The following is a 26,603-nucleotide window of genomic DNA, read 5'->3' on the forward strand; positions in this document are numbered from 1 at the left end:
ATGGTCGACAATTTGTCCTCCGGCGTCTGGGGAGTGGTCGCCACACCGTTCCTCGGCCCGTCCCTGGAGGTCGACGAGACCAGCCTTTCCCGGCTGGTGAAGCACTACGAGGGGATCGGTGTCACCGGCCTCACCGTGCTCGGCGTCTTCGGCGAGGCCGCCCGGCTGTCCGTCGAGGAGCGCCGCACGGTGCTCGAGGTGGTCGCCGCATCCGTGGAACTGCCGCTCGTCGTCGGCGTCACCGGACTCGCCACGGCACCGGTGATCGAAGAGGCCCGGCTGGTACGCGAGGTGGTCGGGGACCGCCTCGCCGGGCTCATGGTCCAGGTCAACTCCCCGGACCCGCGCGTCGTCGCCGCACACCTGAACGCCGTGCACGACGCCACCGGCGCCGGCATCGTCGTCCAGGACTACCCGGAGGCCAGCAAAGTCGCCATCCGTACGGCCGACCTGGTCCGCGCCGTACAGGCAGTCCCCTCGGCGGTCGGCGTGAAGGCCGAGGCACCGCCGACCCCGGCGGCCGTCGCGGTCCTGGCCGCCCAGCTCGAAGTGCCCGTCTTCGGCGGCCTCGGCGGGCTCGGTCTGCTGGACGAGCTGGCGGCCGGGGCAGCCGGCGCGATGACCGGTTTCTCCTGCCCGGAGGGCCTGGTCGCCTGCGTCGACGCCTGGCGCAGCGACGGTTACGACGCCGCCCGCGAGGCGTACCTGCCGTATCTGCCGCTGGTCAACTTCGAGGCCCAGGCGGGAATCGGACTGGCCGTCCGCAAGGAGGCGATCAGGCGCCGCGGGCTGGTCATGGAGTCCGGCGTGAGGCCGCCGGCCGCTGCCATGCCGGAGTCGCTCGTCCCGCAACTGGAACGGCACCTGGGTCCCGCCCTGGCCGTTCTGCAGAAGGAGGTGCGGTGATGGATCTCGGAATCCGTGGACGTACGGCTGTCGTCGCCGCCTCCACCGGTGGCCTGGGACGTGCGGTGGCCGAGGCGCTCGCGGCCGAGGGGGCCGCTGTCGTCGTCGCCGGACGGCGCGGTGACCTGGCCGAGGAGATCGCCGCCGGGCTGCCCGAGGCCGTGGGCGTCCAGGTCGACCTCACGGCACCGGGCGGGCCGCGTGAACTGATCGAGGCAGCCCGCGCGGCGTACGGCGACCCGGACATCCTGGTGCTCAACGGCCCGGGCCCGAAGCCCGGCCGCGCCGTCGACATCGACGGCGCCGGCACGGACCTCGGATCGGCCGTGGACTCGCTCCTGCTTGCCCAACAACGTCTGGTGGCACAGGTGCTGCCCGGCATGCGGGAGCGCGGCTGGGGGCGGATCCTCGCCGTCGGCTCCAGCGGAGTCGCCGAGCCGCTGGCCGGCCTGGTGCTGTCCAACGCCGGCCGGGCCGCCCTCGCGGCCTACCTCAAGACCCTCGCCGCCGAGGTCGCCCGCGACGGAGTCACCGTCAACCTGCTGCTGCCGGGCCGGATCGCCACCGACCGGGTCGCGCAGCTCGACGCCGCGCGCGCCGACCGGGAGCAGCGGCCGGTCGCCGATGTCGCGGCCGACTCCCGGGCCGCCATCCCCGCCGGGCGGTACGGCACCCCGGAGGAGTTCGCCGCAGCAGCGGCCTTCCTCTGCAGTGCGCCCGCCTCGTACGTCACCGGAACGGCACTCCGGTGCGACGGCGGCCTCGTCCGCAGCCTGTGACCGGCCGGAACACACCCGATGAAGGACCACAATTCATGAGCACTGTGCATCGGATCAGCAACCTGATCGGTGGCAAGGACTTCCCCGGCGACGGTTACGAGCGTCGCAATCCCGCGGACCCGTCCGACCTGGTGTCCGTCTCGCCGGCCTCCGGCCCGGATGCCGTGGACGCTGCGGTCACGGCGGCCTGCGACGCCCAGCCGGACTGGGCGGCACTGCCCGCACCCGCGCGCGGCGCCGTCCTGATGGACGCGGCGGAGATTCTGCGCGGCCGTCACGAGGAGATCGCCCGTGACCTGGTGCGGGAGGAAGGCAAGACGCTGGCCGAGGCCCGGGGCGAAGTCCGCCGGGCGATCGACGTGTTCCGCTTCTTCGGTTCCGAGGGCTGGCGGCTCGGCGGCCCGACGCTGCCCAGCTCGCAGCCCGACACCCTGGTGCACACCCGCCGCGAGGCGCTGGGCGTGGTCGGACTGATCACCCCGTGGAACTTTCCGATCGCCATCCCGGCCTGGAAGATGGCGCCGGCACTGATCGCGGGCAACGCGGTGGTCCTCAAGCCGGCCGAGCTCACCCCGGTGTCGCCCCGACACCTCGCCGATGCGCTGGTGCAGGCGGGTCTGCCGGCCGGCGTGCTGAATGTGGTGCACGGCGCCGGACCGGTCGTCGGTGAAGCGCTGGTGACCGACCTCCGGGTGTCGGCGGTGTCGTTCACCGGGTCCACGACGGTGGGCATGCACATCGAGCGCACCGTTCACGAGCGACGCGGCCGGGTGCAGGTCGAGATGGGCGGCAAGAACGCCTTGGTGGTGCTCGACGACGCGGACGTCGAGCAGGCCGCACAGATCGCCGCGGCGGGCGGCTTCGCCCTCACCGGACAGGCCTGCACCGCGTCCTCCCGGGTCATCTGCACCCCGGGCGTGTACGAGGTCTTCGTCGCGGCGCTCACCAAGCAGGCGGAGCGCTACCGTCCGGGCAACGGTCTGGACGGTGGCACGCTGATGGGCCCGGTGGTCAGCGAGCAACAGCTCGCCGGTATCGCGGCGGCGATCGAGCAAGCCAGGGAGGAGGGTGCGACCGTCGCAGCCGGCGGTGACGCCCCCCAGGGCCTGATGCTGGCACCCACCGTGCTCACCGGTGTCGGCCGGGACAGCGCCGTCGCGCGTGACGAGATCTTCGGCCCTGTGGTGGCCGTGCTCGTCGCCGAGGATCTCGACGACGCGATCGAGTTGGTCAACGACTCCCGGTACGGGCTCGCCGCAGGCGTGTGCACCCGGAGCCTCGCCCACGCCCAGCGGTTCGTTGCGCGGGTGCGGGCCGGCGTGATCAAGGTCAACCGCCCGACGACCGGACTGGACCTGAACGTGCCCTTCGGAGGTGTCAAGGATTCGTCCGGCAACACCTACCGCGAACAGGGAACAGTGGCCACCGAGTTCTACTCCTGGTCCAAGTCCGTCTACATGGGCTGGGACGAGTGAGCCACTGACCAGCCGCACGATCCCGCGGACCGCTGCGGTTGCCGGAGCCCCTTCAGCCCCGGCAATCGCAGCGGTTCTGTCGTCGGCCGGAGCACCGAAGCCGTGGCGGCCTCGGTGCCCACCCGGCGCGCGGGCTACTCGCGGTCGCCCGCGCCGGCCTTGCGGCGGCGGACCGCCAGCCCGCCGACGACGCCGAGCACTGCCACAGCACCGGCACCGGCGGCCACGGTCCCGGTGGACATGGAGGAGTCGGCGCTCTTCGCGGCCGGTGCGGCCTTGGCGTAGTTCCAGAAGGTCAGCTGGGTGGGCATCACGCCGGCCGCGTCCGCCTTGCCGGAGACAAGGCCCTTCACGGTGTCCGTACGGGCCGCGTACAGGCCGTTGTCGTAGTAAAGGATCATGTCCTGGTTGTGCCGGTACAGGATGTCCTGCATCTGACCGACGATCCGAGCGCGCTCGGCCGGATCGAAGGCCTTGATCTGCTCCTGGAAGAGCTTGTCGTACTCCTTGTCGCAGTGGAACGCGTCGGTGGAGCCGCTGGTGCCGTCGTCCTGCGGGCGCGTGTCGCAGGTCTGGATGCCGAGCATGTAGCTCGGGTCGGGGCCGGTGCCCCAGCTGTCCATCAGCATGTCCCAGTCGCCCTTGGCGAGGTTGTCGTTCAGCTTGGTCATGCCGAACGGCTGGATGGTGACCGCGATGCCGATGTCCCTGAGCCAGCCCTTGACGTAGGACGAGATCTGCGCGTCGCCGGTGGTGTCGGAGTGGATACCCAGGCGCAGATTCAGTTTCTTGCCGGACTTCGGGGCCGTGCGTATGCCGTCCTTGCCCTTCTTGTAACCGGCCTCGTCGAGCAGCGCGTTGGCCTTGGCCGGGTCGAAGTCCGTCGCCTCACCGGGCTCGGGAGTCCACGCCCACTGGCTCCAGGCGGGCGGCAGGTAACCCACACCGGGCGCGCCCAGGTTGTTGAGGACCTTCTTGACCAGCGTCTTCTTGTCCGTCGCGTAGGCGATGGCGGTGCGCACGGCCTGGTCGGCGAGCACGGGGTTCGCCGTGCCGATCGCCTTCTCGTTACGGGTCTTCGCCCCGGCGTTGATCTCGATGGCGCTCCAGTGGTGGCCGGGCGTCTGGAAGGCCTTGACGTTCTTCTCGCTCTGCAGGGCCTTGAACTGGGTGGAGTTCATCTTGGTGACGTAGTCGAGCTGCCCGCTGCGCAGCGCGGCCACCGCGGCGTCGGTGGTCTTGTACTGCTGCTCGAGCAGGTGGTCGAACTTGGGGGCGCCGAGGAAGAAGTCCTTGTTGGCGTCGAGCTTGGCGTACTGCTCGGTCTTGTAGGTGGCGAGCTTCCAGGGGCCGTAACCGACCAGTGGGAAGCTGTTGTTCTTGAAGCTCTTCAGGTCACCGGTGTGCTTCTCCCAGATGTGCTTGGGCACGATCGGGATGCTGCTGGGGGTGGAGACGTACAGCATGTTCGACTGCGGATCCTTGGTGGTGATCACCAGGGTGTTCGCGTCCGTGGCCTCGACCTTGGCGAAGTTTCGGACCAGTGAGCCGTTGGCGGTGGCGGCGGTCTCGTTCGTCATGATCAGGTTCAGCGTCCAGGCGGCGTCCTCGGCCGTGATCGGCTGACCGTCGGACCACTTCAGGCCTTTGTGGATCTTGAAGGTCCAGCTGAGCTTGTCGGCGGATGTGGTCCAGGAGTCGGCGAGGTAGGGCGCCGCGCTGCCGTCCGGGCGGAGCGAGTTGAGCGACGGGTAGACCTGTCCGAAAATGTCCAGGGCGCCGTCGAAGTACGCAAGGAAGGGATTGAGGGTGTCCACTCCGGAGGTGTCCATGGTCACCCGGAGGGTGGTGCCGGCGCCGTCGGCCTGGGCGGCGGGCACGGGAAGCGCGAGGATCGGCAGGGCGAGCGCGGCGAGGGTGGCGGCGGCTCTGCGCGGGATGCGCACGTTCACAGGGGGCAACTCCCTTGGGCGGGGACGGGAATGCAGCGGAGGCGCATTGGCTGGTGTGCATCTTCGTAAGTGACATGCGCCAAAGTCCATAGCGACGGCAAGAATTTACAAAGATCCACTGACGAAAGCGGCGGCCGGCCCCCGTCGTGCGGAGCCGGCTGCCTGAGCTGAGCGTCAGCCGGTGAGGTGGTAGTAACCGAGCAGGTCGCTGTGCGAAGCGATGGTGTCGTCGCGCACGTACGAGGCCGTCTCCGGGGCGTTGACCATCATCGCCACCCCGTTCACGGTGCCGGTGTAGACCCCGACATGGTGCACGGTCGCCGCCGAGCCGCCGAAGAACACCAGGTCACCGGGGATCGCGGTGGCAGCGGTGACCTTGGTGAAGCGCGGGTTGACCACCTGGTCCTTGGTGGTCTGGCCGATGTCGCCGGCCCCCGCCCGCCAGTACAGCCAGCGGGCGAATCCCGAGCAGTCCAGGCCCACCTCCCTGTCGGCGGGGCACGGTGTGATCGAGCCGCCGTAGCCGTCGCAGATGCCGATCGACGGGCCGAAGTCCGTCTCGTGGCCGCCACCCCAGACGTACTGGATGTTCTGGCCGGTGGCCTGCTCGCCGAAATTGACCACCGCCGCGTAGCGGCCCGAGCCGAGGTCGGTCGGCTGCTGCGGCGCCGGGTCACCGTACAGCTTCGCCTTGGTGGCCGGGTCCACCACACCGGTGGCCGGCAGCCCCACCGAGGACTGGTAGGTGCGTACCGCACTGGTGGTGCCGGTGCCGAGGACATGGTCCACGGTCAGCGAGGCGCCGTGGGTGTTGAGCTTGTTCTGCAGCTCGGTGACGCAGCCGTCGTTCTCGTCGGTCTCCAGGTCCACCGGGCAGCGCAGGGTGCGCAGGTCGATGGCGACCGTGGGGTCCTCGTAGTACAGCGCGGACTTGGTGGCGGGGCCCACCAGACCGTCCGAGGTGAGGCCCTTGGAGGCCTGGTACGACTGGACCGCCGAAGTCGTCGCCGGGCCGAAGTCGCCGTCCACCGTCAGCGAGGCGCCGCCGAAGTTGAGCAGCGTCTGAAGCTCGGTCACACAGCCGCTCAGCTGCCCCTGCTTGACGGTGCTCGGGCAGTCGGAGGAGAGCAGATTGGTCCGTGCGGGAATGGTTGCCGCCGCCGCGGGCATCGCGGTGCTCAGCGCGAGCAGTCCCGCTGCCGCCGCGACCGCGAAACCGCGGCCGGCCCGGCGGAGATTTCCGTATGCAGGCATGGTTCTCCCAGGAGTCTGAATCGCCATGGATCGGGGGTTACTTGCCGGCTTGCAGGGCGGACCAGGACAGATTGCCGACGATCCCGTCCGAGGTCAGGCCCTGGGCGGTCTGGTACGCCTTGACCGCGGTGGTGGTCGCCGGGCCGAAGTCGCCGTCGATGGTGAGCGTCTGACCGCGGGCCGCGATCAGCGCACGCTGCAGGCGCTTGACGTCGGTGCCGGTGGAGCCGGACTGGAGGGTCGGCCTGGTACCCGCGGACAGCAGGGCGGTCCAGGTGTGGGAGTCGACGGTGCCGGTCACCGGCAGCGACTTGGCGCTCTGGAGGGACTGGACGGCGCTCGTGGTGCCCGATCCGAAGGCCCCGTCCACGGTGCCCGTGAAGTACCCCTGGCGCGTCAGCAGGCACTGGGCGGCGCTGACCAGGCTGCCGGAGGAGCCCGCGGAAATCGATCCGTACGCCGAGAAGTCGAGGCTCGCCGTGCAGGTACCGGCGAACGGCCCCACGCCGACGTCCAGGTAGTCGCGGTCGATGTTGATGGTCACGCCGCCCCAGGTCTCGTCGGTGTCCCCGCTGAGCTGGTGGATGCGCTGGTGGTCGGCCCAGTACTCGTCGGGAACGTAGGGCGTGGCGTCGTTGTCGGCCTTGCCGTTCCAGCGGGCGAACCAGATGTGGTCCGGCATCGTGTAGGTGCCGGTGGTGTACTCCCCGGCCAGGTCGGCCATGGAGGTGGCGGAGGTGTAGACGCCGGAGAGGTAGCCGCTGGTGTGCAGTTCCTCGGTCCAGGCGCTGAGGAAGGTCATCACGGCGTCACTGCATGCGGTGTTGGTCTGGTCGTACGCCTCCATGTCGTCGTAGAGCACGCTGCCCTGCGGCAGCCCGAGCGCGGCAGCGGCGGCGACGGCTTCCTGCGCCTCGCTGTGACCCTGGCTCGCGGCGGTGGCAAGGGTGGACGACACCTTGTGGCTGAAGGTGTTGCACGGCGCCTGGAGTCCCACATGGATGGGGATGATGTGCCAGCCCGCCGAGGTCTGCGTCTGGATCCACGGCGCGGTCAGATTCGGCTGGTCGCAGGCGGCGCTGATGCCGCTGATGTACACCCCGATGGCCCGGAACGGAGAGGCGGACCAGGCGGACATCTGCGCGTTGGACGGTGCGGCGCACGGGTCGAAGCCGAGACCCGTGTACGTGCCGGGCTGCGCTGCGACGGAGGACGCGGACATGGCCTCGGCCCGGCCTGCCGGGGCTGCGGACAGGGTCACCGCCTCGGCGTCGGCGTCGAGATCGGCGCTGTTCAGGATGGTCTGCGCGGCGGCATCGTCCGCGCCCACCGAGGCGGTGACCAGCACTCCGGCTGCCGGCACCGCCTGGCGTATCCGCCCGGACGGCGCACCCCCGGTCCGCGGGGCCGCGGCACTGGCGGCGCCCTTGGGCGCGATGCGGGTGGAGCTGTCCACCGACTTCCGGCCGGTCGCGTCCAGCGGCTCGATCACCAGCGCTTCGGTGCGGCCGACCAGCCCGGCCGGACAGGTGGCCTGACCGGCATCGGTGGCGTGGCCGAGGTAGACCGCGTGGCGATCGAAGCGCACACAGGTATCGGGGTGTGCGGCCAGGTCGATGACCGGCCAACTGCTGGGCACACGTACGTGATAGCCCCGGTAGGAGACATCCTTGGCGCCGTCGGCGGCGCCGGTCGGTGTCGCGGCGGTGGCCAGGGCGGCGGTGCTCAGTGCGGCCAGCGCGGTGAGCACGGTGGTCGCGGCGCGCAGATGCGCTCGTGGTGGTGCGGGCAGTCTCATGGCACTCCAGGTCGGCCTCTGGGATGGACAGGACATGCGCCTTTCACCCGGACCACGGGGCCGGCTCGCATCGTCGTGCGGCGCCGCCGTGGGCAGGGCAGGCGAAAGGTAGCGCGTCATTGAGTTGCGTTGCACTATCTATTGCCGAAAATTTCTTACCAAGCTCGCGAAGTCGTGCCGATCGCCAACCGCGCTGACCGGTCCGGAAGTTCGAGGTCAAACCTCACGAGCGAAGCCCCCGGATGCGGCAGTTTCGGGCCCTGGCACTGGGAATGACGGACTGCGCAGCGATGTTGCGACGTTCATGACGTTCTTTGTTGACGTGACGGTGCGCGGCTACGAACTCGATACGCAGGGACATCTGAACCAGGCCGTCTATCTGCAGTACGCCGAGCACGCCCGGTGGGAGCTGCTCCGAGCCGCCGGCCTGCCGCAGGAGAAGCTGCTGGCCAGTGGCGTGGGTCCGGTCGCGCTGGAAGTGACGGTGAAGTTCCTGCGGGAGCTGCGCGGCGGCGAACGGGTGCGGGTCACCTGTCAGTTCGTCTACGGCAGCGGGAAGACCTTCGAGGTGGTGCAGAAGATCATCAAGGAGGACGGCACGGTCGCGGCGGAGGTCACGGGTGTGGCGGGCATGCTCGACCTGGCCGCCCGTAGGCTCATCGCCGATCCGGCCGGTCATCTCGCCTCGCTCGCCGGGAACCCGGACCTGCTCAGCGGCTGACCGCAGGCGGTCCGGCCGTGCGGGAGGCGGCGCCCATGGCGGCCCCCGCCTCATGTGTGGCGTCGGCGCAGGGCCCGCTGTCGTTCAGGCGCAGGGCCGCTCTCGTTCACCGGACAAGATCTGTGCTGTCCGTCCCGCGGCCGTGGTGCGGTGCACGGCAAAGTACGATGGGTCTCGTACCATGGGGCTTCCGGACGAAGCGACGACAGGAGCCGACGTGACCGTCACCAGCGCCACTGCCGCGAGTGGCACCGCCGCCCCGGGCACCGGTGCCCGCGTGCTGGCCCACCCGGCACGTGAGGAGATCCGCATAGAGGCGGTGCTCCACGCGCTCTCCGACCCGATGCGGCTGCGGGTGGTCCGCGAGCTGGCGGCCGCCGGGAGTGAGCTCACCTGCTCCCGTATCGAACTGCCGGTGTCCAAGTCCACGACCACGCACCACTTCCGGGTGCTGCGCGAGAGCGGCATCGTCAGTCAGACCTACCGGGGCACCGCCAAGATGAACGGGCTGCGCCGCGACGACCTGGACGCACTCTTCCCCGGACTGCTCGACAGCGTTCTCGCCGCCGCGACCCGGCAGGCGGACCGGCTCGGCGAAGGCTGACAGCGCGCCGCGGGTCCGTCCGCGGTCCTCGATTCAGCCCCGGTCGCTGTGTGCGGCCTCCAGCAGTCCCGCCCAGTCCGGGATCTTCACCGGCCCACGGCCGAGCGACCGCCCCAGTGCCGCTTCCGCCCGCTCGATCGACTGCCAGCCGTCCCACTCCACCGGCCGCAGCCCCATCGCCCGCATCGCGGCCACCGGATCGGGCGCCGCCGGCCGCCCCGCCAGCAGTGGCGCGTCGTCCAGCAGCGACGCGACCGTCTCCTTTGCGCACGACCGGTTCGAGCCGATCACTCCGGTCGGCCCCCGCTTGATCCATCCCGCGACATACTCGCCGGGCGACGGAACGCCGTCGCGCAGCACCCGCCCCGCCAGATGGGGCACGGTGCCGCGGGCCGGATCGAACGGCAGACCGGGCAGCGGCAGCCCGCGGTAGCCGACGGCCCGCAGTACGAGCTGGGCGTCGATCTCCTCGTAGGTACCGGTGTCCTGTATGCCTCCGCCGCCGTCCGGTGCGGTACGCGCGAACCGCACCGCGGCGACCCGCCCGTCCCGTTCGAGGAGCTCGACCGGGCGCAGAAAGAACCGCAGGTGGATCGTGCGCACCGGGTCCGGTCCGGCGGCAGGGACATCGGCTTCCGCCCACCCGCGCAGCACCTCGATATTGCGTCGCGCCACCGCCGGCAGCGGCACCGTTGAAGCCGCCGGCATCCCGGCGGAGGCGTACGCCGGATCGCGGGCCAGCTCCGCCCTGTCGACCACGACCCGCGCCCCTGGCAGCCCGCCCAGCTCGCGCAGCTCCTTGGTGGTGAACCTGGCCTGGGACGGTCCGCGCCTGCCCGCCATGTGCACCTCGCGCACCCGGCTGCCGGCCAGCGCACCGAGTGCCGGGTGCGGGACATCGGTGGGCCGCAACTCCTCGGCGCTGCGCGCGAGGATCCGCGCCACGTCGACCGCCACATTGCCGACCCCGATCACCACGACCGAACGGGCCTGCAGAGCAAAGTTGTCGGTGGCCGAATCGGGGTGCGCGCTGTACCAGGAGACGAACTCGGTCGCCGAGTGGCTGCCGGGCAGATCCTCGCCGGGAACGCCGAGACCGCGGTCGGTCGCCGCCCCGACGCAGTAGACCACCGCGTGGTAGAGCTCGCTCAGCCGATCGGGTGGCAGTCCCTCCCCGCCCACCTGGACATTGCCGAGAAAGGTGATCCGCTCGTGCTCCAGGACGGTCCGCAGACTGTTCTGCAGCGACTTGATCTTCTCGTGGTCGGGGGCGACGCCGTAACGCACGAGGCCGTACGGGCAGGGCAGCCTGTCCAGCACGTCCACCCGGACATCGGGCACCCGGGACTGCTGGACCAGACACTGTGCGGTGTAGACCCCGCTGGGTCCGGAGCCGACGACGGCGACACGGAGCACGGTGCACCTCTTCCCGGAGTGTGCCTCCAGCATCGCACCGGTCGGCGGGGCAGGGGAGAGACGCGGCCGCGCGGCGCGTCAGGAGGACAGCGCGCGCATCCGGTCGATCTCGACCGTCTGCTGGGCGACGACATCGCCCGCCATCTCCTCGACCTGAACGTTGTTCCCCTCCGAGAGAGCCTCGGTCGCCATCGTGATCGCGCCCTGGTGGTGGGTGACCATCAGCTTCAGGAAGAGTTCGTCGAAGGCCTTGCCCTCGGCCGCACGCAACTGCTTCAGCTGCGCCTGTGTCGCCATGCCGGGCATCCCGGCGTGGTCGTGGCCACCCGTGCGCTTCTCGCCGCCATTGTGTTTGAGCCATCCTTCCATGGCACCGATCTCCGGCTTCTGGGCTGCGGAGATGCGCTCGGCAAGCCGCTTGACCGGGATGGACGAGGAACGGGACGGCACCAGGGCCGTCAACTCCAGCGCCTGGGCGTGGTGCTGGATCATCAGCTGCACGTAGCGGAAGTCCGCCGAGTTGGGAGTGTCGTCGACGGTGGCCTTCGCCGCTTCCTCGGCGGACAGCGTCTGCGCGGGCTCACCGGGCTTGCCCGGTGCCACGACCGAAGGGCCCCCGCCTGCCTGAGCGTTCGCGTCGTGGTCTCCGCCGCCCGCATCGCACGCGCCGAGGGAGAGCGCGGCGGCCGCGACGGCGGCGACGACCAGGGATCTGCGCACCTGCGCAACCTGACGGCATATCAACAAGGCTGCCTCCAACGGTATTTGGGGTGGCTGTAAATCGTTCGGCGCACTTGCGCGATCTCAAGTGTCGGGAACTTTCATTACGTTCCTGTTGCCATCTGTTGGGATACCCATGGGAAGGACGATACTGCCGAGGTCAGTCAACCGTTCAACCACGCATTGGTACAGGGGAGGACGCAGTGACTTCGTTGCACACCACCCAAGTGCGGCGCAGACGTCTGGGTGTGGCGGCAGCCGCCGCCGGGCTCTTCGCCACGCTGCTGATGGCCGGACCGGCGGCCGCGACACCCGACCCCGGTGATCACCCAGCCATCGGTACCGGTCTCTCCGTGAGCCAGGAGGCTGTGGCCGCGGCCGCCATCGAGGACGGCGAGATACCCGGCGTGGACGAGATCGTCCACAGTGACAACATCACCCCGCTGGCGAACATCCCGAAGGACGCGCTCAAGGGCCTCAACACGGACCTGGCGTTCCAGGGGAAGTACGCCTTCGCCGGGAACTACGACGGCTTCCGGATCTTCGACATCAGCAACCCGAGGTCCCCGAAGACCGTCGCCCAGGTCCTCTGCCCCGGATCGCAGAACGACGTCTCGGTCTCCGGGAACCTGCTGTTCCTGTCCACCGACTCCTCGCGCAGCGACAACTCGTGCGCCAGCACCACCCAGCCCGCCACGGAGAAGTCCTCCTGGGAGGGCATGAAGATCTTCGACATCAGTGACAAGCGCAACCCGAAGTACGTCGCCGCCGTCGAGACCGCGTGCGGCTCGCACACCCACACGCTGGTTCCGGAGCGCAGCAGCGTGTACGTGTACGTGTCCTCGTACTCGCCGAACGAGACGTTCCCCGACTGCCAGCCGCCGCACGACGGGATCTCCGTCATCAAGGTGCCGCGCAAGGCGCCCGAGAAGGCCGCGATCGTGAACTTCCCGGTGCTCTTCCCGGACGGCGGCAACCCGGGCGCGCCCACCAACCCGGGAGTCTCCAAGACGACCGGCTGCCACGACATCACGGTGCTGCCTTCGAAGGACCTGGCCGCCGGCGCCTGCATGGGCGACGGCCTGCTGTTCTCCATCAAGGACCCGGAGAACCCGAAGATCATCGACCGGGTCCAGGACAATGTGAACTTCGCGTTCTGGCACTCGGCGACGTTCAACCAGAAGGCGGACAAGGTCGTCTTCACCGATGAGCTCGGCGGCGGTGGCGCCGCCACCTGCAACGAGGAGATCGGGCCGAAGCGCGGCGCCGACGGCATCTACGACATCGTCGGCCGGGGAGACCACCGCAAGCTGGTCTTCCGCAGCTACTTCAAGATCGACCGTCCGCAGGCCGCCACCGAGGTCTGCGTCGCCCACAACGGTTCGATCATCCCGGTCAAGGGCCGCGACCTGATGGTCCAGGCCTGGTACCAGGGCGGAGTCTCGGTATGGGACTTCACCGACTCCTCGGCGCCGAAGGAGATCGCGTACTTCGAGCGCGGCCCCGTCAGTCTGGACGCCGTCACCACAGCCGGCCCCTGGTCGGCGTACTACTACAACGGCTACATCTACTCCAACGACATCGCCAAGGGCTTCGACGTCCTGAAGCTCGACGACCGGCGGACCGACCCCGCGAAGCGGGTGCGGATGCCGGAGCTCAACGTGCAGACGCAGCCGGACTACTTCGACCACTGACCCGGCCGCGCGGACATGGCCGAACCGCATGCTCACGCCGAGTGCCGCCGGGCGGATCCCCGCCCGGCGGCACTCGGCCGGCAACGGCGGTGCGACGCCTCGTTGACCGGCGTCAGGCGCGGGCGCATGCTGTATCTCTGCGTTGACCGGTTCATGCCGTCCGTCATCAGCGCGGCCCCGACCGGTGTCCTACGGACCCGGTCGACCGGGGTGGCTGCCAGATTCCGGCGACGCGGGGGATCGCCGGAATCGGCTGTTCCTTATGCGGCTTCGTACCGGTGGGCCCGTCCGCCCCGCCACTCGACCCATTCGGGACTGTCGAGGATGTGCTCGGGGTCGTCGAGCCCCGCACCCTCCAGGAAGACGATCACATCGTGATCGGAGTGGGCCAGCCCCAGGATCTGGAACCGCCCGTCACGCTGCACGGTGACGCGGCGCCCGCCGGAGGGGGACGGGCGGAAAATCACGATCGGGGGAGAAGTCATGCCTTCAGGGTGCGACGCGCCGAAGGCGACTGCACAGCGAATGGCCCAGCCGGTCGGGTCGTCAGGCGGCAGACCTCGCACTCCCGCCCGTCACCGCGGCCCACTCCACCAGCAGTCGCTGGTACTCCTGCTCGTCGTCCGGTGAAAGACATCCGCCGGAGCGCTGCCACAGGTCACGAATCTCTTCATTCACCACTGCGGCGGAACGCAGGGAATTGGAGGAGTGCGGAGAGCGGGACATGCCTACAGGCTAAGGCCCCGATGTGACAATCCGACCCATTGGGCGTCAGGGACATCTCTCACATGTCTCCTTGTCCGGATCATGGAACCAACCCGAGCGCCCGCAGTGCGTCCGGCCGTTGCTCCACAGGCAGATGGTCCACGAAGCGCACCTCGCACCCCAGGGCCGCCGCTCCACCGTCCGCGTGTCGGCTGTCACCGACCATCACCACATCCGCGGGATCCTGTCCGACAAGCGTGCAGGCAATGTGAAAAAGTTGTGGGTCCGGCTTCTGGATGCCGTGCTCGTACGACAGGACGTAGGCGTCGACGAAGGCGTCCAGACCGTGGGCACGGAAGACCGGTCGAAGGTCCCAGCCGATGTTGCTGACCACGCCGATCCGGACCCCGCTCGTGCGCAGCGCCCCCAGCACCTCGGCCGCATCCGGGTACGGGCGCCACGCCGCCGGTGACTTGTGCCGGTCGTACAGCGCGTCGTACAGCCCCGGATCCGGCAGGCCGACCTGGCGGGCCAGCCCGGTGTACGCCGCACGGTGCCGTTCCGCGCTCTCGTCACGGGTGGCCCACACCTCGGCCAGCCGGTCGGGTACGCGTTCCGGGTCCGGGCCGCCCGGCAGCGCCCCGGCGGTCGTCAGCCCCTCCACGTACCGGTCGAAGTCCTCATCGGTCACGGTCGCCCCCCGCTCGGCGAGGACCGTGCCCAGCCAGGACCGGACCGATTCGACGCGGAAGAGGGTCCCGGAGAAATCGAAGAGCGCACCCTTGAACACCATGGGTCCGATCCTTGCCGCTTCAGGGACGTCGCGGCAAGGCCGTCCCGCCTGCGCCGCCCCGCCCACGCCCCTCGTACCGTGCGAACCCGGCGATCGAGAACGCGACCACCGCCGCCCCGAGCAGCCAGCCGCCGAGCACGTCGGTCAGCCAGTGAACCCCCAGATAGAGCCGGGTTGTCCCCACCCCGATCGCCGAGACGCACGCCACCGTGAGCGCCGCCCACCACACCCGCCGCCCTGCGCCGTGCCGGCGCAGCAGCCACAGCAGCAGGCCGCAGCTCACCACGGCCGTCATGGCGTGTCCGGACGGGAACGCCGCGTAATGGGCGGAGTCCACCGGGTCCGGCCACCGCGGCCGCTCCCGGCCGACGGCGGACTTCAGCCCCTGCTGCAGCAGGGTGGCGAACAGGCTCGTCGCCACCACCCATCCCGCGAGCATCCGGGCGCCGCGCCACCACAGCCACACCACGGCGACGGCGATCAGGGCACGCATCGTCCAGGGATCCCACACCCAGTCCGTCAGGATCCGGTTGGCGTGGACGAGTCCGGGCTCGGTCACCGCCCGCCGGTGCAGCGCGTCGGCGACCGTACGGTCCAGCGACATCAACGGGGACCAGCCCACGGTGACCAGGATCAACAGCACCAGGGCGAGGGATCCGCAGACGATGCCCGTCCCGAGGGCCGGCACGGGGGCGGGCGGGCGGTCCGGCGGGGAAAGGGGCGGCGAGGGGGAGCGCATGGGGGTGATCTTCGCGGACGGACCGCCGCACCGGCTATCCCAGCGCGCTGAGCCCCGGCACGAAGGCCACCAGGAGCGGCACCACCGGCACCAGGGCGGCCGCCGCGGTCAGCCGCAGCCGGCGTCCGGCGGTGAGCCGCTCCACCGGGGACAGCAGCCGGTTCACCCGCAGCGGCAGTTGCGCGTCCGGCGTCGGGCAGGGGCCGAACACGCCCCGGTCCTCGTTCAGTTCGACCAGCGCCAGAGCGATCGTCAGACGTCCGAACCGCCGCGACGCCACATCGTCGGCGGCCAGTTCGACGAGCCGGTGCATCTCGTCGCGGAACGCGGCGAACACCGGAACCTGCGGGAACCCTGTCGCCAGCGCCGCGGAGCAGTGCAGCAGCCAGTCGTGCCGTGCCTGGGCGTGCCCCTGCTCATGAGCCAGCACCGCATCCAGCTGGCGGCCTTTCAGCCGGCCAAGTGCCGCGGTGGTGATGACGAGTTGGGGTGCGGTCCCCGGCAGCCACCAGGCATCCGGGCGTTCGCCCTCCAGCACCACGAGAGGGCCGCCGCCGGCCTCCTCGCCGGGCATCAACGGGGAACGGACCAGCAGCTCGGCCCGGCGCCGCCTGCGCCGCAGCCGGGCCCGGCTGATCTCCCGGGTCAGCATCGCACCGCTCCAGACGCCGCCGAGCGCCAGCAGCACGGCGATGACGGCGGACCACGGCCCGTACGCGGCCAGCGCGTACGCCTCCACCACGGCATGGGGCGCGGGCGCGAACACCTGCCCGCGTACCGCTTGCCAGGCGGCGGCCGCGCTGAAGGTCATGGAGAGCCCGAAGGACAGCAGCACCCCCGCGACCACGCACTGCCACACCCACAGCGCCACGACGGGCTCGCGCTCCGGCCATTCGGCCCGCGCCATCAGCCGCGGGGTCACGACGGCGGCCAGTGCACCGAGCAGCAGCAGCGCAAGCGAGACCAACATGGCGTCAGCCTATGAGCGGCGCACTACCCACGGGTATGGCTGCGCTCGGCAAGTGACGTACGCCACGGATCGCCGTGCCTCCTGTCTCACAACGTGAGCAGCATCGCGAACATGGCGATCCCCATCGTCAGCCTGCAGGCCAGCGCAAGCTCGGGCCGTGCGCCCCAGGTGCCCCCGGTCGGCCCGCCGCCCGCGCCCACTGTGGCTGCGACCGGTATCAGCTGCGCCCCGGACCGCAGCACAAACGCGGCGTAGTAGACCAGCAGTACCCCGGTCAGCAGCGGCAGCCCCCCGGCGACCTGTGCCATCTGATGCCCGCCGTGCCCGGTGTGACCCCCGTGCGTCGCCGCGCCACTGCCGGGCGCCGCCATCACCACCGCCATGTAGACCATCGCCAGCGAGCCGACCAGATGGTGCAGATGGTGCCCCTTGTGCCGGGCGAACCACAGGGCGCGCAATGCGGCCCCGCCGAACAGCACCACGTACACCGCCCATCCCCACACGGGCGGCGTGACTATCGCGGCGGGCACTGCCATGGCCGCCATGCCGAAGCCCATCAGGGCCTCCGCGCGCGCCGTTCTGCGCTCCTCCTGCGTCCCGTTGCGCATCCGCAGCAGGCAGTACGCGCCCGTCACTCCGCACAACGCCATCAGCAGCCAACTGGACATCGCCGGTCCGTGCACAGCGCACCTCCCCTGGACGTACGACGTCGGTATCGACTAGTCGATGCCCCAGCCGGGCAGGTCGTACGCGGCGCACTGATGTACGAGGGGAGCGCGTGGCAGGAACTCGCCGGAAGGAAACACCACTTCCGCGCCGTCGAGGGATCAGGGCCGGGAACGCAACGGGTGGTCCGCCGGCACCTCGACGACCGCGATCCGGACCCCGTCAGGATCGGAGATCCACATCTCCACGAGCCCCCACGGCTCGCGTACCGGTGGCCGCTCCACGTCGACGCCGCGGGCCGACAGCTCCTCGTACGCCGCCTGGACGTCCGCGACCTGGACCCACAGCCGCAGCGCGGGCGAGGGCGGTGCTGCTGAGCGCCCGGAGACCTCCAGGAAGCCACCGCCGAGAAAGTAGACCGTGCCCCGCTCGGGACCGGTGCCGAACTCCCGGTACACCGGGAGCCCGAGGGACTCTCCGTAGAACACCCGTGACCGCTCGGGATCCGTCGGGCTCAACAGGACCCTGCTGCTCAGCACATGCACCATGGCCAGACCCTAGGCACAGGGCTCCGGGTTACGCTGCTGCGGCACGGCCCAGCAGAGAAACGGAGAGCCTCACCATGGACACCGCCCCGCCCCGTGACTCGGGACAGCTGACCTTCCGCGACGCGAGCCACGCCGATGTGCCCGCACTCGTGACGCTGATCGAGTCGGCGTACCGGGGGGACTCCAGCCGGGCCGGGTGGACCACCGAGGCGGACATCCTGGACGGGCAGCGGACCGACCCGGACGGGGTCCGTCAGGTGGTCGAGGCTCCCGGCAGCCGACTGCTCGTGGTGGAACGGGACGGCGAGCCGATCGCCTGCTGCCAGCTGGAACACCGTGGTGAGGCGGCCTACTTCGGGATGTTCGCGGTCCGCCCCGAGCTGCAGGGCGGCGGACTCGGCAAGATCATCATCGCCGAGGCCGAGCGCACCGTTCGGGAGAGCTGGGGCGCGACCGAGATGCACATGACCGTGATCTCGGTGCGCGAGGAGCTGATCGCCTGGTACGAACGCCGCGGCTATCGCCGTACGGGAAAGCTCACCCCGTTCCCGTACGGCGACGAACGCTTCGGCATCCCGCAGCGCGACGATCTCGCCTTCGAACTGCTGATCAAGGATCTCAAGGACGACTAGCAGTACCGGGTACGACTGGCTGGTCGCACGCAGTACACCAGGACAGCCAGCGGTACCGCGTACTGCGACTACGCGGTGAAGCGGCCGGCGCGGCGGATCTCCGGGAAGTCGGTGGTCCCGCCGTCCAGCCCCAGGCCGCGAGCCAGCCGCAGATGATCCTGGGTGTTCACCACCCAGCCGATGACCTTCAGACCTTCGGTGTGCGCCTGCTCGACGACCTCCAGGGTGAGGCGGCGGATGTTCAGCACGAGCGTGGTCGCGCCCACCGCCTTGGCCCGGTCCACCACATCGCTCTTCCATCGGCTTGCGACGAGTGCGGTCCGCACCCCCGGCACGAGTTGGGCGATCTCGGCGACCGCCTCGTCGTGGAACGACAACACCTCGACCCGGTCGACGAGATCGCGCCGCCGAATCACATCGGCCAGCGCGCGAGCGGCCGCCACGTCCTTGATCTCCGCCTGTACGGGGGAGCGCACGGCGTCGAGCACCTCCTCGAAGACGGGCACCCGCTCGCCCAGCCCCGCATCGAGTTCACGCAGCTCGGCGAGGGTCTTCTCGGCGATCAGGCCCGTGCCGTCGGTCGTACGGTCCACGTCGGCGTCGTGCATGACGGCGAGCGCGCCGTCCTTGCTGAGATGAAGGTCCAGCTCGATGGCGTCCATTCCGGCCCGTTCGGCGTGGACGAACGACCGCAGAGTGTTCTCCGGCTCGACACCCATCACCCCGCGATGACCGATGGTGAGAAAAGTCAAGGCAATCTCGCTTCCGTCGACGGCGGTCCCCGCGTGCTGCTCCTACCCACGCGGCAGTACGGCACTACAGCCTTGCGGCAATTCGGCAGCCTAGCGACCCGGCGCGACGAGGTGGGCGGCCCCGCGCGGGGGAGTGGCGCCGTGACCCTGGATCTCGGCGGCGCCGAGCAGGAACCCCGTGATGACGGCTGCGACCAGGACGGCGCGGATGCTCACGCGGAAACTCTCCCGTTGGGTGGGTGGTGCGACAGGGGGTGGTACGGCAGGCGGCGGGGGTGGATGCCGTCCGTCCTACCGCCGGCGGCAGGTATGCCGCGAGCCGGGTCACTCGTGCGTGGGCGCGCCGTGCGCGGCCTGAACGAACTGGCGTGCGGGTCGGAGGCGCCGCGCTTCCCGTCCGGCCGACGGAAGCGGTCGCGGGAGCGGGGTGTGACAGGAAAAATGGCGGTGACCATGGGGGGTAGGCAGGATAATTTTCTGGGGCCCACTTGTCTCGGAGAACCGCACACGGATACGGTTGCTTAACGCGAGGTTCTCCCGTGGAGGAAGTGTGATGACGGAAATTCTTGTGCACGATGCCGCCGCCGGCGCGATAACTGCTGCCCAGCGGGTGGTTGAGCAGCCGGCTTGGCCTGCGCTCAAGAATGCCGTGGAGGAGATCCGCCCCTGGCAGTCGAAGGACGGCTCGATCGACTTCGACGCCGACGGCGCGCCCTCCCCGGCCACCGTCCGGGCGACGCTGGACCGGGCGATCGCCGCGATCGAGGAGCTTGCCCCGCTGCTCCCGCACGACGCCGCCTACCACCGCGCCCTTGTCATGGACCTGCGTCGCTGGGCGCACGGCGGTTTCGGCGTGCCGGACTTCCTGGACTCGCTGCTCGCCTTCCAGCCTGCCAGGAACCGCGCCGACGGCCTGCAGCACCTGGTCGTCTTCGCGATGTACACGCAGAACGGCAACCCGGACCGCAACCTCGAAGCGGTCGTGCTGCGGATGGTCTGGCCGGAGTGGCTCGCCGAGCTCGAAGCCACCCGTTATGACAACCCGCTGTTCTGCGGCATCACCTTCGAGGACTTCACCTCCGGTTACGACACCAACTCCGCGGTGCTCTTCCCGGAGACGATCGCCGTGCGCGAGGCGCCCGAGCGCTTCAGCTGGGGCGGCATCTTCTGTGACCGCGAGGCCGCTCGCTTCCGCCGTGTCACCGAGGCCTCCGTCGAACTGCTCGGGGTCGAGCTGCCCGAGGACATCCGCGACATGGTCGGCGACCAGCAGCGCTGCGAGCAGGCTTTCGTGCTCTGGGACATGGTCCACGACCGCACCCACAGCCACGGCGACCTGCCGTTCGACCCGTTCATGATCAAGCAGCGCCAGCCGTTCTGGATGTACGGCCTGGAGGAGCTGCGCTGTGACCTCACCGCCTTCAAGGAGGCCGTGAAGCTGCAGGCCGACGGCTTCCCGCAGGGCCGCGATGTGCAGTACGCCGTGCTGTTCGACCGGATGTTCCGCTTCCCGGTCACCGGCGAGCGCGTCCGCAACTACGACGGTCTCGGCGGCCAGCTGCTCTTCGCGTACCTCCACAAGCACGACGTGATCCGCTGGACCGACAACACCCTGAAGATCGACTGGGACCGTGCCCCGCAGGTCACCAACCAGCTCTGCGGCGAGATCGAGAAGCTCTACCGCGACGGCATCGACCGCCCGAAGCTGGTCCACTGGTTCGCCGCGTACGACCTGGTCTCGACCTACCTCGCGCCGCACCCCGGCTCCCGCTGGGCCAAGGGCCCGGACGCCCTGGACCTGACGCAGCCGCCGCGCAAGCTCGTGGACGACGTGCTTCCGGACGAGTTTCCCCTGAGCATGTTCTATGAGGCGCTCTCCAAGAAGCTGAAGCATGTGATCGCCTCCACCAAGGGGATCACCGCCGCGCACGCCGAGCAGGCAGCCGCGTGAGCGCCCGTACCGAGGAGGCGATGGCCATGAACGCAAACGGCACGGGCAACGGCAACGGCGTGCTCGAAGGCGCTGTCATCGCGGTCGCAGGAGCCGCGGGACCGGCGGGCCGGGCGACGCTGCTCAGGCTCGCGGACGCCGGCGCGATCGTCGTCGCCTCGGACGCGGACCCCACCCGGCTGGCCGAGGCCGTCGACGCCGCGCGGTACGCCCACGGCGGCGCCACCGTCACCGGCGACACCGTCGATCTGCTCGACCTGGCCGCCACCCGCGAATGGGCGGCCAAGACCGAGAAGGAATTCGGCCGGATCGACGGCCTGGTCCATCTCGTCGGCGGCTGGCGCGGCAGTGCCACCTTCGCCGAGACCGACCTCGCCGACTGGGATCTGCTGGAGAAGCTGCTGATCCGTACCGTGCAGCACACGTCGCTGGCCTTCCACGACGGCCTGCTGCGCAGCGACCGCGGCCGCTTCCTGCTGACCAGCGCGGCCGGGGCGAGCCGGCCCACCGCGGGCAACGCCGCCTACGCCGCGTCGAAGGCTGCCGCCGAGGCCTGGACCCTCGCGCTCGCCGATGCCTTCCGTAAGGCGGGGGGCGACGAGGGGCCGAAGACCGCGGCTGCGATCCTGATCGTCAAGGCACTGGTGCACGACGCGATGCGCGCCGAGCGCCCGAATGCGAAGTTCGCGGGCTTCACCGACGTCAAGGAGCTGGCCGATGCCATCGCCGGCGTATGGGAGCGGCCCGCCCCGGAAGTGAACGGAAAGCGTCTGTGGCTGACCCCGCAACCATAAGGACCGACGCGCGACGTCACCACGATCCGCAGGTGCGCGGTTTCGCCAGTGACAACTACGCGGGTGCCCACCCGGAAGTTCTCGCGGCCATCGCCCTCGCCAACGGCGGTCACCAGATCGCCTACGGCGAGGACGACTACACCGAACACCTCCAGCGGGTCATGCACAGCCACTTCGGCTCCACCGCGGAGGCGTTCCCGGTCTTCAACGGAACGGGCGCGAATGTCGTCTCCCTCCAGGCGATGACCGACCGCTGGGGCGCGGTGATCTGCGCCGAGTCCGCGCACATCAACGTGGACGAGGGTGGTGCCCCGGAGCGTGTCGGCGGCCTGAAGCTGCTGACCGTCCCGACGCCGGACGGCAAGCTCACCCCTGAGCTCATCGACCGGCAGGCGTACGGCTGGGACGACGAGCACCGGGCCATGCCCCAGGTCGTGTCCATCACGCAGAACACCGAACTCGGCACGGTCTACACGCCCGACGAGATCCGGGCCATCTGCGAGCACTCCCACGAGCGGGGCATGAAGGTCCATCTCGACGGGGCGCGGATAGCCAACGCCGCGGCGTCGCTGGACGTACCGATGCGCACGTTCACCAACGCGGTCGGGGTCGATGTCCTCTCCTTCGGCGGCACCAAGAACGGGGCGCTGTTCGGCGAGGCCGTCGTCGTCCTCGACCCGGACGCCGTACGGGCCATGAAGCACCTGCGCAAGCTGTCCATGCAGCTCGCCTCGAAGATGCGCTTCGTGTCGGTGCAGCTGGAGGCGCTGCTCGCGCGGGACCTGTGGCTCCGCAACGCCCGGCATGCCAACGCCATGGCCCAGCGGCTCGCCGAGGGCGTCCGTGCGGTCGACGGTGTGGAGATCCTCCACCCGGTACAGGCCAACGCCGTCTTCGCACGGCTGCCCCACGAGGTGAGTGAGCGGCTCCAGAAGCGCTTCCGCTTCTACTTCTGGGACGAAGCAGCCGGTGATGTGCGCTGGATGTGCGCCTTCGACACCACGGAGGACGACGTCGACGCATTCGTTCTCGCGCTGAAGGAAGAGATGGCCAAGTAGCGCGAGTGATCGTATGAATATGCGGTCGATCGGAAATTGATTGCCTTCCGGTCGACCGCTTTCGTATGCTCTGTACGCATGGAGCTGACGCAGCAAGTCCCCGAGATCTCCGCCTATCTCGCTGCTGACGAGGCAATCGATCATGAGCATCCGGTCGTGAGGGAGACCGTCGACCGCCTCCGCGCCGAGACTGTCGGTGCATACTCATACGCAGTCGCGGCCTATGAGTGTGTACGCGACACCATTGAGCACTCCGTCGACTCGGGTGATCTGCGGGTCACCTGGCGGGCCTCCGACGTCCTGGCCACCCGCAATGGCATCTGTCACTCCAAGTCCCACGCGCTGGCCGCCCTGCTGCGCGCTGCGGGCATCCCGGCCGCGCTCTGCTATCAGGGCTTCGCCGACGACAACGGGAGTCCGGACGTCCTGCACGGCCTGATCGCTGTGCGCCTGCCGGGGCGGGACCGGTGGGACCGTCAGGACCCGCGCGGCAACAAGCCCGGCATCGACGCCCGGTTCTCGCTCGACGAGGAGCGGTTGGCCTGGGCGACCGGACCGCAGTCCAATGGAGTGGACTATCCAGTACTCTATGCAGCACCCCACCCGGCAGTTCTGCGCGCCATGCAGTGTGCCGAGGACCGCACGCAGCTCTGGCGCACTCTCCCGACCGCGCTCTGAACCGTTTCGAGGCAAGGCAGCCGATGACTCCGACGCTCACCGTTTCCGACGACGTACGCACGCTCGCCCCCGGCTTCACCTGCCTCGCCGTCGAGGCGCGCGGCCTGGTCAACGGGGAGAGCAACGAAGACAGTTCGGCCTTGCTCGACGATGCCACCCGACGGCTCGTCGCGCGGCTCGACAGCAGGGCGCCGCACGAGGACCCTCATGTCGCCGCCTGGCGGGACACCTACACCGCCTTCGGCGCCAAGCCGTCCCGTACCCGCAACTCCGCCGAGGCTCTCGCCAGGCGGGCCCTCACGGACGCCGGTCTGCCGCGCATCAACCTGCTGGTCGACCTCTACAACGCGATCAGCGTCGCCCATCTGATCCCGGTGGGCGGTGAGGACACCGACCGCATCGAGGGCGCCATGCGGCTGGTGCGCTCCACCGGCCAGGAGCCGTTCCGCACCGTCGCGGGTGGCGAGGAGGCCGTGGAGCAACCCGAGCCCGGTGAAGTCGTCTGGTGCGACGACGAGGGCGTCACCTGCCGGCGGTGGAACTGGCGGCAGGGCGTACGCACCCGGCTCACCGAGGAGTCCGTCAATGCCTTGTTCCTGCTGGAGAGCCTCGCCCCCATGACGATCGGCGAGCTCGAAGCCGCAGGCACCGAACTCGCCGAATCGCTGGAGAAGCTCAGTCCCGGAGCGCAGATCACCGTCCGTACCCCGGAGTGACGTTTCAGCCGTGGCCGTGACCCGGTCGGGTCAGCTCGTCTCGCGCACCTCGGCCGCCGTCGGAGCCGTACCGCCGAGATGCGTGGGCACCCACCAGGTATCGCTCGCGTCCCTCGGCCGTACCGGATACGCGCGCTGGGCAGCTTCGAGAAGCTCCTGCACCCGCTCGCGGAGCCGCCGGGTGATCGCACCTGCGTACTGGTCGGTGGGGGCTTCGACCGGCTCACCGACCCGGATCGTCACCGGGATGTGGCTGCGCTTGAAGTTGCGCGGCCGGCCCTTGGTCCAGATCCGCTGGGTCCCCCACAGCGCCATCGGGATCAGCGGTACGCCGGCCTCCTGGGCCAGTCGTGCGGCGCCCGACTTGAAGCTCTTCAGGGTGAACGACTGGGAGATGGTCGCCTCGGGGAAAACACCGATGATCTCGCCGGACCGAAGCGAGGCGAGTGCGTGCGCATACGCGTCCTCGCCCTGCTTCCGGTCGACCGGGATGTGCTTCATGCCGCGCATCAGCGGACCGGAGACCTTGTGCCGGAAGACCGATTCCTTCGCCATGAAGCGGACCAGCCGCTTCTGCGGCAGAGCGGTCAGCCCGGAGAAGATGAAGTCGAGATAGCTGATGTGGTTGCTGACCAGTACGGCACCGCCGGTCTTCGGGATGTGCTCCGAACCCTGAGTGTCGATCTTCAGGTCCAGCGCCTTGAACATGGTGCGAGCGGCGCCGATGACCGGCCGATAGACGAGTTCTGCCATCTGGTGAAGACCCTTCTTCTGCGCCTGAGGAGGGTTCTCCCGGCGGAAGTTACGCAGCCGTAGGTTTTCGGCATTGCGCCGATGGTGCCCCATGTGCGTCGCGCTGGCCAGTCTCCGCGGCCACGGGGCGCGAGATTCTCGTCACGTGGAGCGGCCGGGAATGCCTCTGCGTCCCGTGGTGCTGACCCTTTGCGAAGAGCTCTGACAGGAGGACGAAGGTGGACGGGCCGACACATGCAAGAAGGCTGGACGCTGCCCAACTCGGCGCGGAATTGGGGGACCGGGCCACCCTCGTGCAGTTCTCCAGCGCCTTCTGCCAGCCTTGCCGGGCCACCCGCCGCACTCTCGACGAGGTGGCGCGAATGGTCGACGGCGTCGCCCACGTCGAGATCGACGCCGAGGCGCATCTCACTCTCGTACGCGAACTCGACATCAGCCGCACCCCGACGGTGCTGGTGCTCGACGCGGCCGGCCGGATCGTCCGGCGAGCGGTCGGGCAGCCACGCACCGTGGATGTCGTCGCAGCACTGGGGCACGCGATGTGACGGACCGTGATGCATCTCCCACATTGCGGAACCTGCTTGACTGCACCCACCACGCATCGTCAGTCTGACGCTATGCCGCCGGAACTCCTTCTCCACAGCCGGGCCCACGTGGATCTGGCCCGCAACGCGAGTGCGCGCTGTCCGGGTGCCTGAGCACCCACGGCCCCGTACGCCTCCCTCGCAGAAGGACACCTCCATGACGGCTTCGCCCGAGCTCGGCACCGCCCGCACGGCATCCCCCGACCTCCTCCGCTCCGTCTTCCGGCAGCACGCCGCCGGTGTCGCCGTGATCACCGCCGCCGGTGACCGGCCGGTCGGATTCACCGCCACCTCCCTGAATTCCGTCGCCGCCGAGCCGCCGCTGATCTCCTTCGGTGTGGGGACCTCGTCGTCCAGCTGGCCGGTCGTGGCGGAGGCCGAGCATGTCGGCGTACACATACTCGCCGAGCACCAGCAGGAACTGGCCGCCACATTCGCGCGCAGCGGCGCCGACCGGTTCGGCCCGTCCACCTATTGGCGCAACGGACCGGAAGGAGTGCCGGTGCTCGACGGAGTGCTGGCGTGGCTGGTCTGCCGCGTGGTGGCACGCATCCCGGCGGGCGACCACCGGATCGTGATCGCGGAGGCCGTCGTCGGCGATCCGACCGGAGCCGGCCGTCCGCTTCTCTACCATCAGGGTCGTTTCACGGCGCTGCGGGACTGAGAGATCCCAGGCGGCGCATGGGCGCCGAGCGTCGGCTAGGTCACAGTCAAAGCGCTTGCTCAGGGGTGCCGCACTGGGTGTACTGACGAGTAATATTACGGTCGGAGCGTCGGTCGCCCCGACCGGAATCCGCCCCATCAGGCGCCTATGCTGCGTGCATCAAGGCAGCCCAGAAATGACGATGCAGTAGGAGAGCCGGCGTGAGCTTGAGGATCGTTGTCTGTGTGAAGTACGTGCCCGACGCCACCGGTGACCGGCATTTCGCCGATGATCTGACGCTG

Annotated in this window: 29 protein-coding genes and 1 pseudogene; 15 read left to right on the forward strand and 15 right to left on the reverse strand. The window is 69.7% G+C overall.

The window, feature by feature from the left end:
- The 3 genes from ACIA8E_RS24525 to ACIA8E_RS24535 are packed head-to-tail and all read left to right on the forward strand — an operon-like array spanning position 1 to position 3,160.
- Positions 1-906, forward strand: a complete 906-nt coding sequence (locus ACIA8E_RS24525; protein ID WP_399301462.1) for a dihydrodipicolinate synthase family protein — start codon at positions 1-3, stop codon at positions 904-906.
- Positions 906-1,685 (forward strand): SDR family oxidoreductase, encoded by a 780-nt coding sequence (locus tag ACIA8E_RS24530; protein ID WP_399301463.1) that lies wholly within the window; start codon positions 906-908, stop codon positions 1,683-1,685. The genes ACIA8E_RS24525 and ACIA8E_RS24530 overlap by 1 nt, the downstream gene beginning before the upstream one ends.
- A gap of 35 nt (positions 1,686-1,720) precedes the next feature.
- Complete coding sequence (locus ACIA8E_RS24535) at positions 1,721-3,160, forward strand: aldehyde dehydrogenase family protein (RefSeq protein ID WP_399301464.1); 1,440 nt, start codon at positions 1,721-1,723, stop codon at positions 3,158-3,160.
- Positions 3,161-3,294: 134 nt separating this feature from the next.
- On the opposite strand, the gene ACIA8E_RS24540 is transcribed toward ACIA8E_RS24535, so the two are convergent.
- The 3 genes from ACIA8E_RS24540 to ACIA8E_RS24550 form a co-directional block, all read right to left on the reverse strand.
- Entirely contained in the window at positions 3,295-5,112 is a 1,818-nt protein-coding gene (locus ACIA8E_RS24540; RefSeq protein WP_399301465.1) for an ABC transporter substrate-binding protein, read from the reverse strand.
- Between the two features lie 174 nt (positions 5,113-5,286).
- Positions 5,287-6,366: a peptidoglycan-binding protein gene (locus ACIA8E_RS24545; protein ID WP_399301466.1), complete on the reverse strand. Its 1,080-nt coding sequence runs from the start codon at positions 6,364-6,366 to the stop codon at positions 5,287-5,289.
- Positions 6,367-6,403: 37 nt separating this feature from the next.
- The gene (locus ACIA8E_RS24550) at positions 6,404-8,164 is read right to left on the reverse strand and encodes a glycoside hydrolase domain-containing protein (RefSeq protein WP_399301467.1); all 1,761 of its coding nucleotides are present in this window, start codon (positions 8,162-8,164) and stop codon (positions 6,404-6,406) included.
- Between the two features lie 304 nt (positions 8,165-8,468).
- On the opposite strand from ACIA8E_RS24550, the gene ACIA8E_RS24555 reads away from it, so the two are divergent.
- Together ACIA8E_RS24555 and ACIA8E_RS24560 are read left to right on the forward strand one after the other, a co-directional pair.
- Positions 8,469-8,885 (forward strand): thioesterase family protein, encoded by a 417-nt coding sequence (locus ACIA8E_RS24555; RefSeq protein WP_030975907.1) that lies wholly within the window; start codon positions 8,469-8,471, stop codon positions 8,883-8,885.
- 217 nt (positions 8,886-9,102) lie between these two features.
- Entirely contained in the window at positions 9,103-9,489 is a 387-nt protein-coding gene (locus tag ACIA8E_RS24560; RefSeq protein WP_399301468.1) for an ArsR/SmtB family transcription factor, read from the forward strand.
- Positions 9,490-9,522: 33 nt separating this feature from the next.
- On the opposite strand, the gene ACIA8E_RS24565 is transcribed toward ACIA8E_RS24560, so the two are convergent.
- Positions 9,523-10,905 (reverse strand): FAD-dependent oxidoreductase, encoded by a 1,383-nt coding sequence (locus ACIA8E_RS24565; RefSeq protein WP_399301469.1) that lies wholly within the window; start codon positions 10,903-10,905, stop codon positions 9,523-9,525.
- Between the two features lie 78 nt (positions 10,906-10,983).
- Entirely contained in the window at positions 10,984-11,670 is a 687-nt protein-coding gene (locus tag ACIA8E_RS24570; RefSeq protein WP_399301487.1) for a DUF305 domain-containing protein, read from the reverse strand.
- A 158-nt stretch (positions 11,671-11,828) separates the two neighbouring features.
- On the opposite strand from ACIA8E_RS24570, the gene ACIA8E_RS24575 reads away from it, so the two are divergent.
- Positions 11,829-13,319 (forward strand): LVIVD repeat-containing protein, encoded by a 1,491-nt coding sequence (locus tag ACIA8E_RS24575; protein ID WP_399301470.1) that lies wholly within the window; start codon positions 11,829-11,831, stop codon positions 13,317-13,319.
- A gap of 260 nt (positions 13,320-13,579) precedes the next feature.
- Here the strand turns inward: ACIA8E_RS24575 and ACIA8E_RS24580 are convergent, their stop codons facing one another.
- The 7 genes from ACIA8E_RS24580 to ACIA8E_RS24610 all read right to left on the reverse strand — a co-directional run bounded on the left by ACIA8E_RS24580 (position 13,580) and on the right by ACIA8E_RS24610 (position 17,740).
- A complete protein-coding gene (locus tag ACIA8E_RS24580; RefSeq protein WP_267006717.1) occupies positions 13,580-13,804 on the reverse strand; it encodes a hypothetical protein in 225 nt (74 codons plus the stop codon).
- Between the two features lie 61 nt (positions 13,805-13,865).
- Positions 13,866-14,045: a hypothetical protein gene (locus ACIA8E_RS24585; protein ID WP_388739745.1), complete on the reverse strand. Its 180-nt coding sequence runs from the start codon at positions 14,043-14,045 to the stop codon at positions 13,866-13,868.
- Between the two features lie 79 nt (positions 14,046-14,124).
- On the reverse strand, positions 14,125-14,817 hold the full coding sequence (locus tag ACIA8E_RS24590; RefSeq protein ID WP_399301471.1) for an HAD family hydrolase: 693 nt from the start codon (positions 14,815-14,817) through the stop codon (positions 14,125-14,127).
- Between the two features lie 19 nt (positions 14,818-14,836).
- Positions 14,837-15,556, reverse strand: coding sequence for a phosphatase PAP2 family protein (locus ACIA8E_RS24595; protein WP_399301472.1), 720 nt, complete (start codon positions 15,554-15,556; stop codon positions 14,837-14,839).
- A gap of 34 nt (positions 15,557-15,590) precedes the next feature.
- Entirely contained in the window at positions 15,591-16,526 is a 936-nt protein-coding gene (locus tag ACIA8E_RS24600; protein ID WP_399301473.1) for a M56 family metallopeptidase, read from the reverse strand.
- An 86-nt stretch (positions 16,527-16,612) separates the two neighbouring features.
- On the reverse strand, positions 16,613-17,209 hold the full coding sequence (locus ACIA8E_RS24605; protein WP_399301474.1) for a DUF5134 domain-containing protein: 597 nt from the start codon (positions 17,207-17,209) through the stop codon (positions 16,613-16,615).
- Positions 17,210-17,353: 144 nt separating this feature from the next.
- Positions 17,354-17,740, reverse strand: coding sequence for a VOC family protein (locus ACIA8E_RS24610; protein ID WP_329165250.1), 387 nt, complete (start codon positions 17,738-17,740; stop codon positions 17,354-17,356).
- A 74-nt stretch (positions 17,741-17,814) separates the two neighbouring features.
- Here ACIA8E_RS24610 and ACIA8E_RS24615 point away from each other — a divergent pair, with 74 nt between their 5' ends.
- Entirely contained in the window at positions 17,815-18,372 is a 558-nt protein-coding gene (locus ACIA8E_RS24615; RefSeq protein WP_399301475.1) for a GNAT family N-acetyltransferase, read from the forward strand.
- Positions 18,373-18,440: 68 nt separating this feature from the next.
- Here ACIA8E_RS24615 and ACIA8E_RS24620 read toward each other — a convergent pair whose 3' ends face one another.
- Together ACIA8E_RS24620 and ACIA8E_RS24625 are read right to left on the reverse strand one after the other, a co-directional pair.
- A complete protein-coding gene (locus ACIA8E_RS24620; protein ID WP_399301476.1) occupies positions 18,441-19,124 on the reverse strand; it encodes a glycerophosphodiester phosphodiesterase in 684 nt (227 codons plus the stop codon).
- Positions 19,125-19,214: 90 nt separating this feature from the next.
- Positions 19,215-19,340, reverse strand: coding sequence for a hypothetical protein (locus ACIA8E_RS24625; RefSeq protein ID WP_388739764.1), 126 nt, complete (start codon positions 19,338-19,340; stop codon positions 19,215-19,217).
- A 337-nt stretch (positions 19,341-19,677) separates the two neighbouring features.
- Between ACIA8E_RS24625 and ACIA8E_RS24630 the strand changes: the two genes are divergently transcribed.
- From ACIA8E_RS24630 to ACIA8E_RS24650, 5 genes are all read left to right on the forward strand, one after another.
- A complete protein-coding gene (locus ACIA8E_RS24630; protein WP_399301477.1) occupies positions 19,678-21,075 on the forward strand; it encodes a DUF6421 family protein in 1,398 nt (465 codons plus the stop codon).
- 26 nt (positions 21,076-21,101) lie between these two features.
- Positions 21,102-21,869, forward strand: coding sequence for an SDR family NAD(P)-dependent oxidoreductase (locus ACIA8E_RS24635; protein ID WP_399301488.1), 768 nt, complete (start codon positions 21,102-21,104; stop codon positions 21,867-21,869).
- Positions 21,866-22,927: a threonine aldolase family protein gene (locus ACIA8E_RS24640; RefSeq protein ID WP_399301489.1), complete on the forward strand. Its 1,062-nt coding sequence runs from the start codon at positions 21,866-21,868 to the stop codon at positions 22,925-22,927. Before ACIA8E_RS24635 ends, ACIA8E_RS24640 begins: the two co-directional genes overlap by 4 nt.
- A 78-nt stretch (positions 22,928-23,005) precedes the next feature.
- Positions 23,006-23,605, forward strand: a complete 600-nt coding sequence (locus ACIA8E_RS24645; RefSeq protein ID WP_399301478.1) for a transglutaminase domain-containing protein — start codon at positions 23,006-23,008, stop codon at positions 23,603-23,605.
- Between the two features lie 23 nt (positions 23,606-23,628).
- The gene (locus tag ACIA8E_RS24650; protein ID WP_399301479.1) at positions 23,629-24,321 is read left to right on the forward strand and encodes a B3/4 domain-containing protein; all 693 of its coding nucleotides are present in this window, start codon (positions 23,629-23,631) and stop codon (positions 24,319-24,321) included.
- 30 nt (positions 24,322-24,351) lie between these two features.
- Here ACIA8E_RS24650 and ACIA8E_RS24655 read toward each other — a convergent pair whose 3' ends face one another.
- Positions 24,352-25,074, reverse strand: a complete 723-nt coding sequence (locus ACIA8E_RS24655) for a lysophospholipid acyltransferase family protein (RefSeq protein WP_352268088.1) — start codon at positions 25,072-25,074, stop codon at positions 24,352-24,354.
- A gap of 218 nt (positions 25,075-25,292) precedes the next feature.
- On the opposite strand from ACIA8E_RS24655, the gene ACIA8E_RS24660 reads away from it, so the two are divergent.
- The 3 genes and pseudogenes from ACIA8E_RS24660 to ACIA8E_RS24670 form a co-directional block, all read left to right on the forward strand.
- Positions 25,293-25,619, forward strand: a complete 327-nt coding sequence (locus ACIA8E_RS24660) for a TlpA family protein disulfide reductase (protein WP_399301480.1) — start codon at positions 25,293-25,295, stop codon at positions 25,617-25,619.
- Between the two features lie 196 nt (positions 25,620-25,815).
- The gene (locus ACIA8E_RS24665) at positions 25,816-26,322 is read left to right on the forward strand and encodes a flavin reductase family protein (RefSeq protein WP_399301481.1); all 507 of its coding nucleotides are present in this window, start codon (positions 25,816-25,818) and stop codon (positions 26,320-26,322) included.
- A 200-nt stretch (positions 26,323-26,522) separates the two neighbouring features.
- Positions 26,523-26,603 (forward strand): annotated as a pseudogene (locus ACIA8E_RS24670) (electron transfer flavoprotein subunit beta); the annotation flags it as partial.

Origin of the sequence: Streptomyces sp. NPDC051664, from assembly GCF_044453545.1 — a bacterium.
Lineage (GTDB): Bacteria > Actinomycetota > Actinomycetes > Streptomycetales > Streptomycetaceae > Streptomyces.

Excerpts from the sequence above, each read along its gene's own strand:
- ACIA8E_RS24650 (WP_399301479.1), top strand. The coding sequence starts at position 23,629 with ATGACTCCGACGCTCACCGTTTCCGACGACGTACGCACGCTCGCCCCC.
- ACIA8E_RS24645 (WP_399301478.1), top strand. The coding sequence starts at position 23,006 with ATGGAGCTGACGCAGCAAGTCCCCGAGATCTCCGCCTATCTCGCTGCT.
- ACIA8E_RS24630 (WP_399301477.1), top strand. The coding sequence starts at position 19,678 with ATGACGGAAATTCTTGTGCACGATGCCGCCGCCGGCGCGATAACTGCT.
- ACIA8E_RS24615 (WP_399301475.1), top strand. The coding sequence starts at position 17,815 with ATGGACACCGCCCCGCCCCGTGACTCGGGACAGCTGACCTTCCGCGAC.
- ACIA8E_RS24555 (WP_030975907.1), top strand. The coding sequence starts at position 8,469 with ATGACGTTCTTTGTTGACGTGACGGTGCGCGGCTACGAACTCGATACG.
- ACIA8E_RS24550 (WP_399301467.1), bottom strand. The coding sequence starts at position 8,164 with ATGAGACTGCCCGCACCACCACGAGCGCATCTGCGCGCCGCGACCACC.
- ACIA8E_RS24535 (WP_399301464.1), top strand. The coding sequence starts at position 1,721 with ATGAGCACTGTGCATCGGATCAGCAACCTGATCGGTGGCAAGGACTTC.
- ACIA8E_RS24595 (WP_399301472.1), bottom strand. The coding sequence starts at position 15,556 with ATGCGCTCCCCCTCGCCGCCCCTTTCCCCGCCGGACCGCCCGCCCGCC.
- ACIA8E_RS24610 (WP_329165250.1), bottom strand. The coding sequence starts at position 17,740 with ATGGTGCATGTGCTGAGCAGCAGGGTCCTGTTGAGCCCGACGGATCCC.
- ACIA8E_RS24665 (WP_399301481.1), top strand. The coding sequence starts at position 25,816 with ATGACGGCTTCGCCCGAGCTCGGCACCGCCCGCACGGCATCCCCCGAC.
- ACIA8E_RS24655 (WP_352268088.1), bottom strand. The coding sequence starts at position 25,074 with ATGGCAGAACTCGTCTATCGGCCGGTCATCGGCGCCGCTCGCACCATG.
- ACIA8E_RS24580 (WP_267006717.1), bottom strand. The coding sequence starts at position 13,804 with ATGACTTCTCCCCCGATCGTGATTTTCCGCCCGTCCCCCTCCGGCGGG.
- ACIA8E_RS24635 (WP_399301488.1), top strand. The coding sequence starts at position 21,102 with ATGAACGCAAACGGCACGGGCAACGGCAACGGCGTGCTCGAAGGCGCT.
- ACIA8E_RS24590 (WP_399301471.1), bottom strand. The coding sequence starts at position 14,817 with ATGGTGTTCAAGGGTGCGCTCTTCGATTTCTCCGGGACCCTCTTCCGC.
- ACIA8E_RS24585 (WP_388739745.1), bottom strand. The coding sequence starts at position 14,045 with ATGTCCCGCTCTCCGCACTCCTCCAATTCCCTGCGTTCCGCCGCAGTG.
- ACIA8E_RS24545 (WP_399301466.1), bottom strand. The coding sequence starts at position 6,366 with ATGCCTGCATACGGAAATCTCCGCCGGGCCGGCCGCGGTTTCGCGGTC.
- ACIA8E_RS24600 (WP_399301473.1), bottom strand. The coding sequence starts at position 16,526 with ATGTTGGTCTCGCTTGCGCTGCTGCTGCTCGGTGCACTGGCCGCCGTC.
- ACIA8E_RS24530 (WP_399301463.1), top strand. The coding sequence starts at position 906 with ATGGATCTCGGAATCCGTGGACGTACGGCTGTCGTCGCCGCCTCCACC.
- ACIA8E_RS24525 (WP_399301462.1), top strand. The coding sequence starts at position 1 with ATGGTCGACAATTTGTCCTCCGGCGTCTGGGGAGTGGTCGCCACACCG.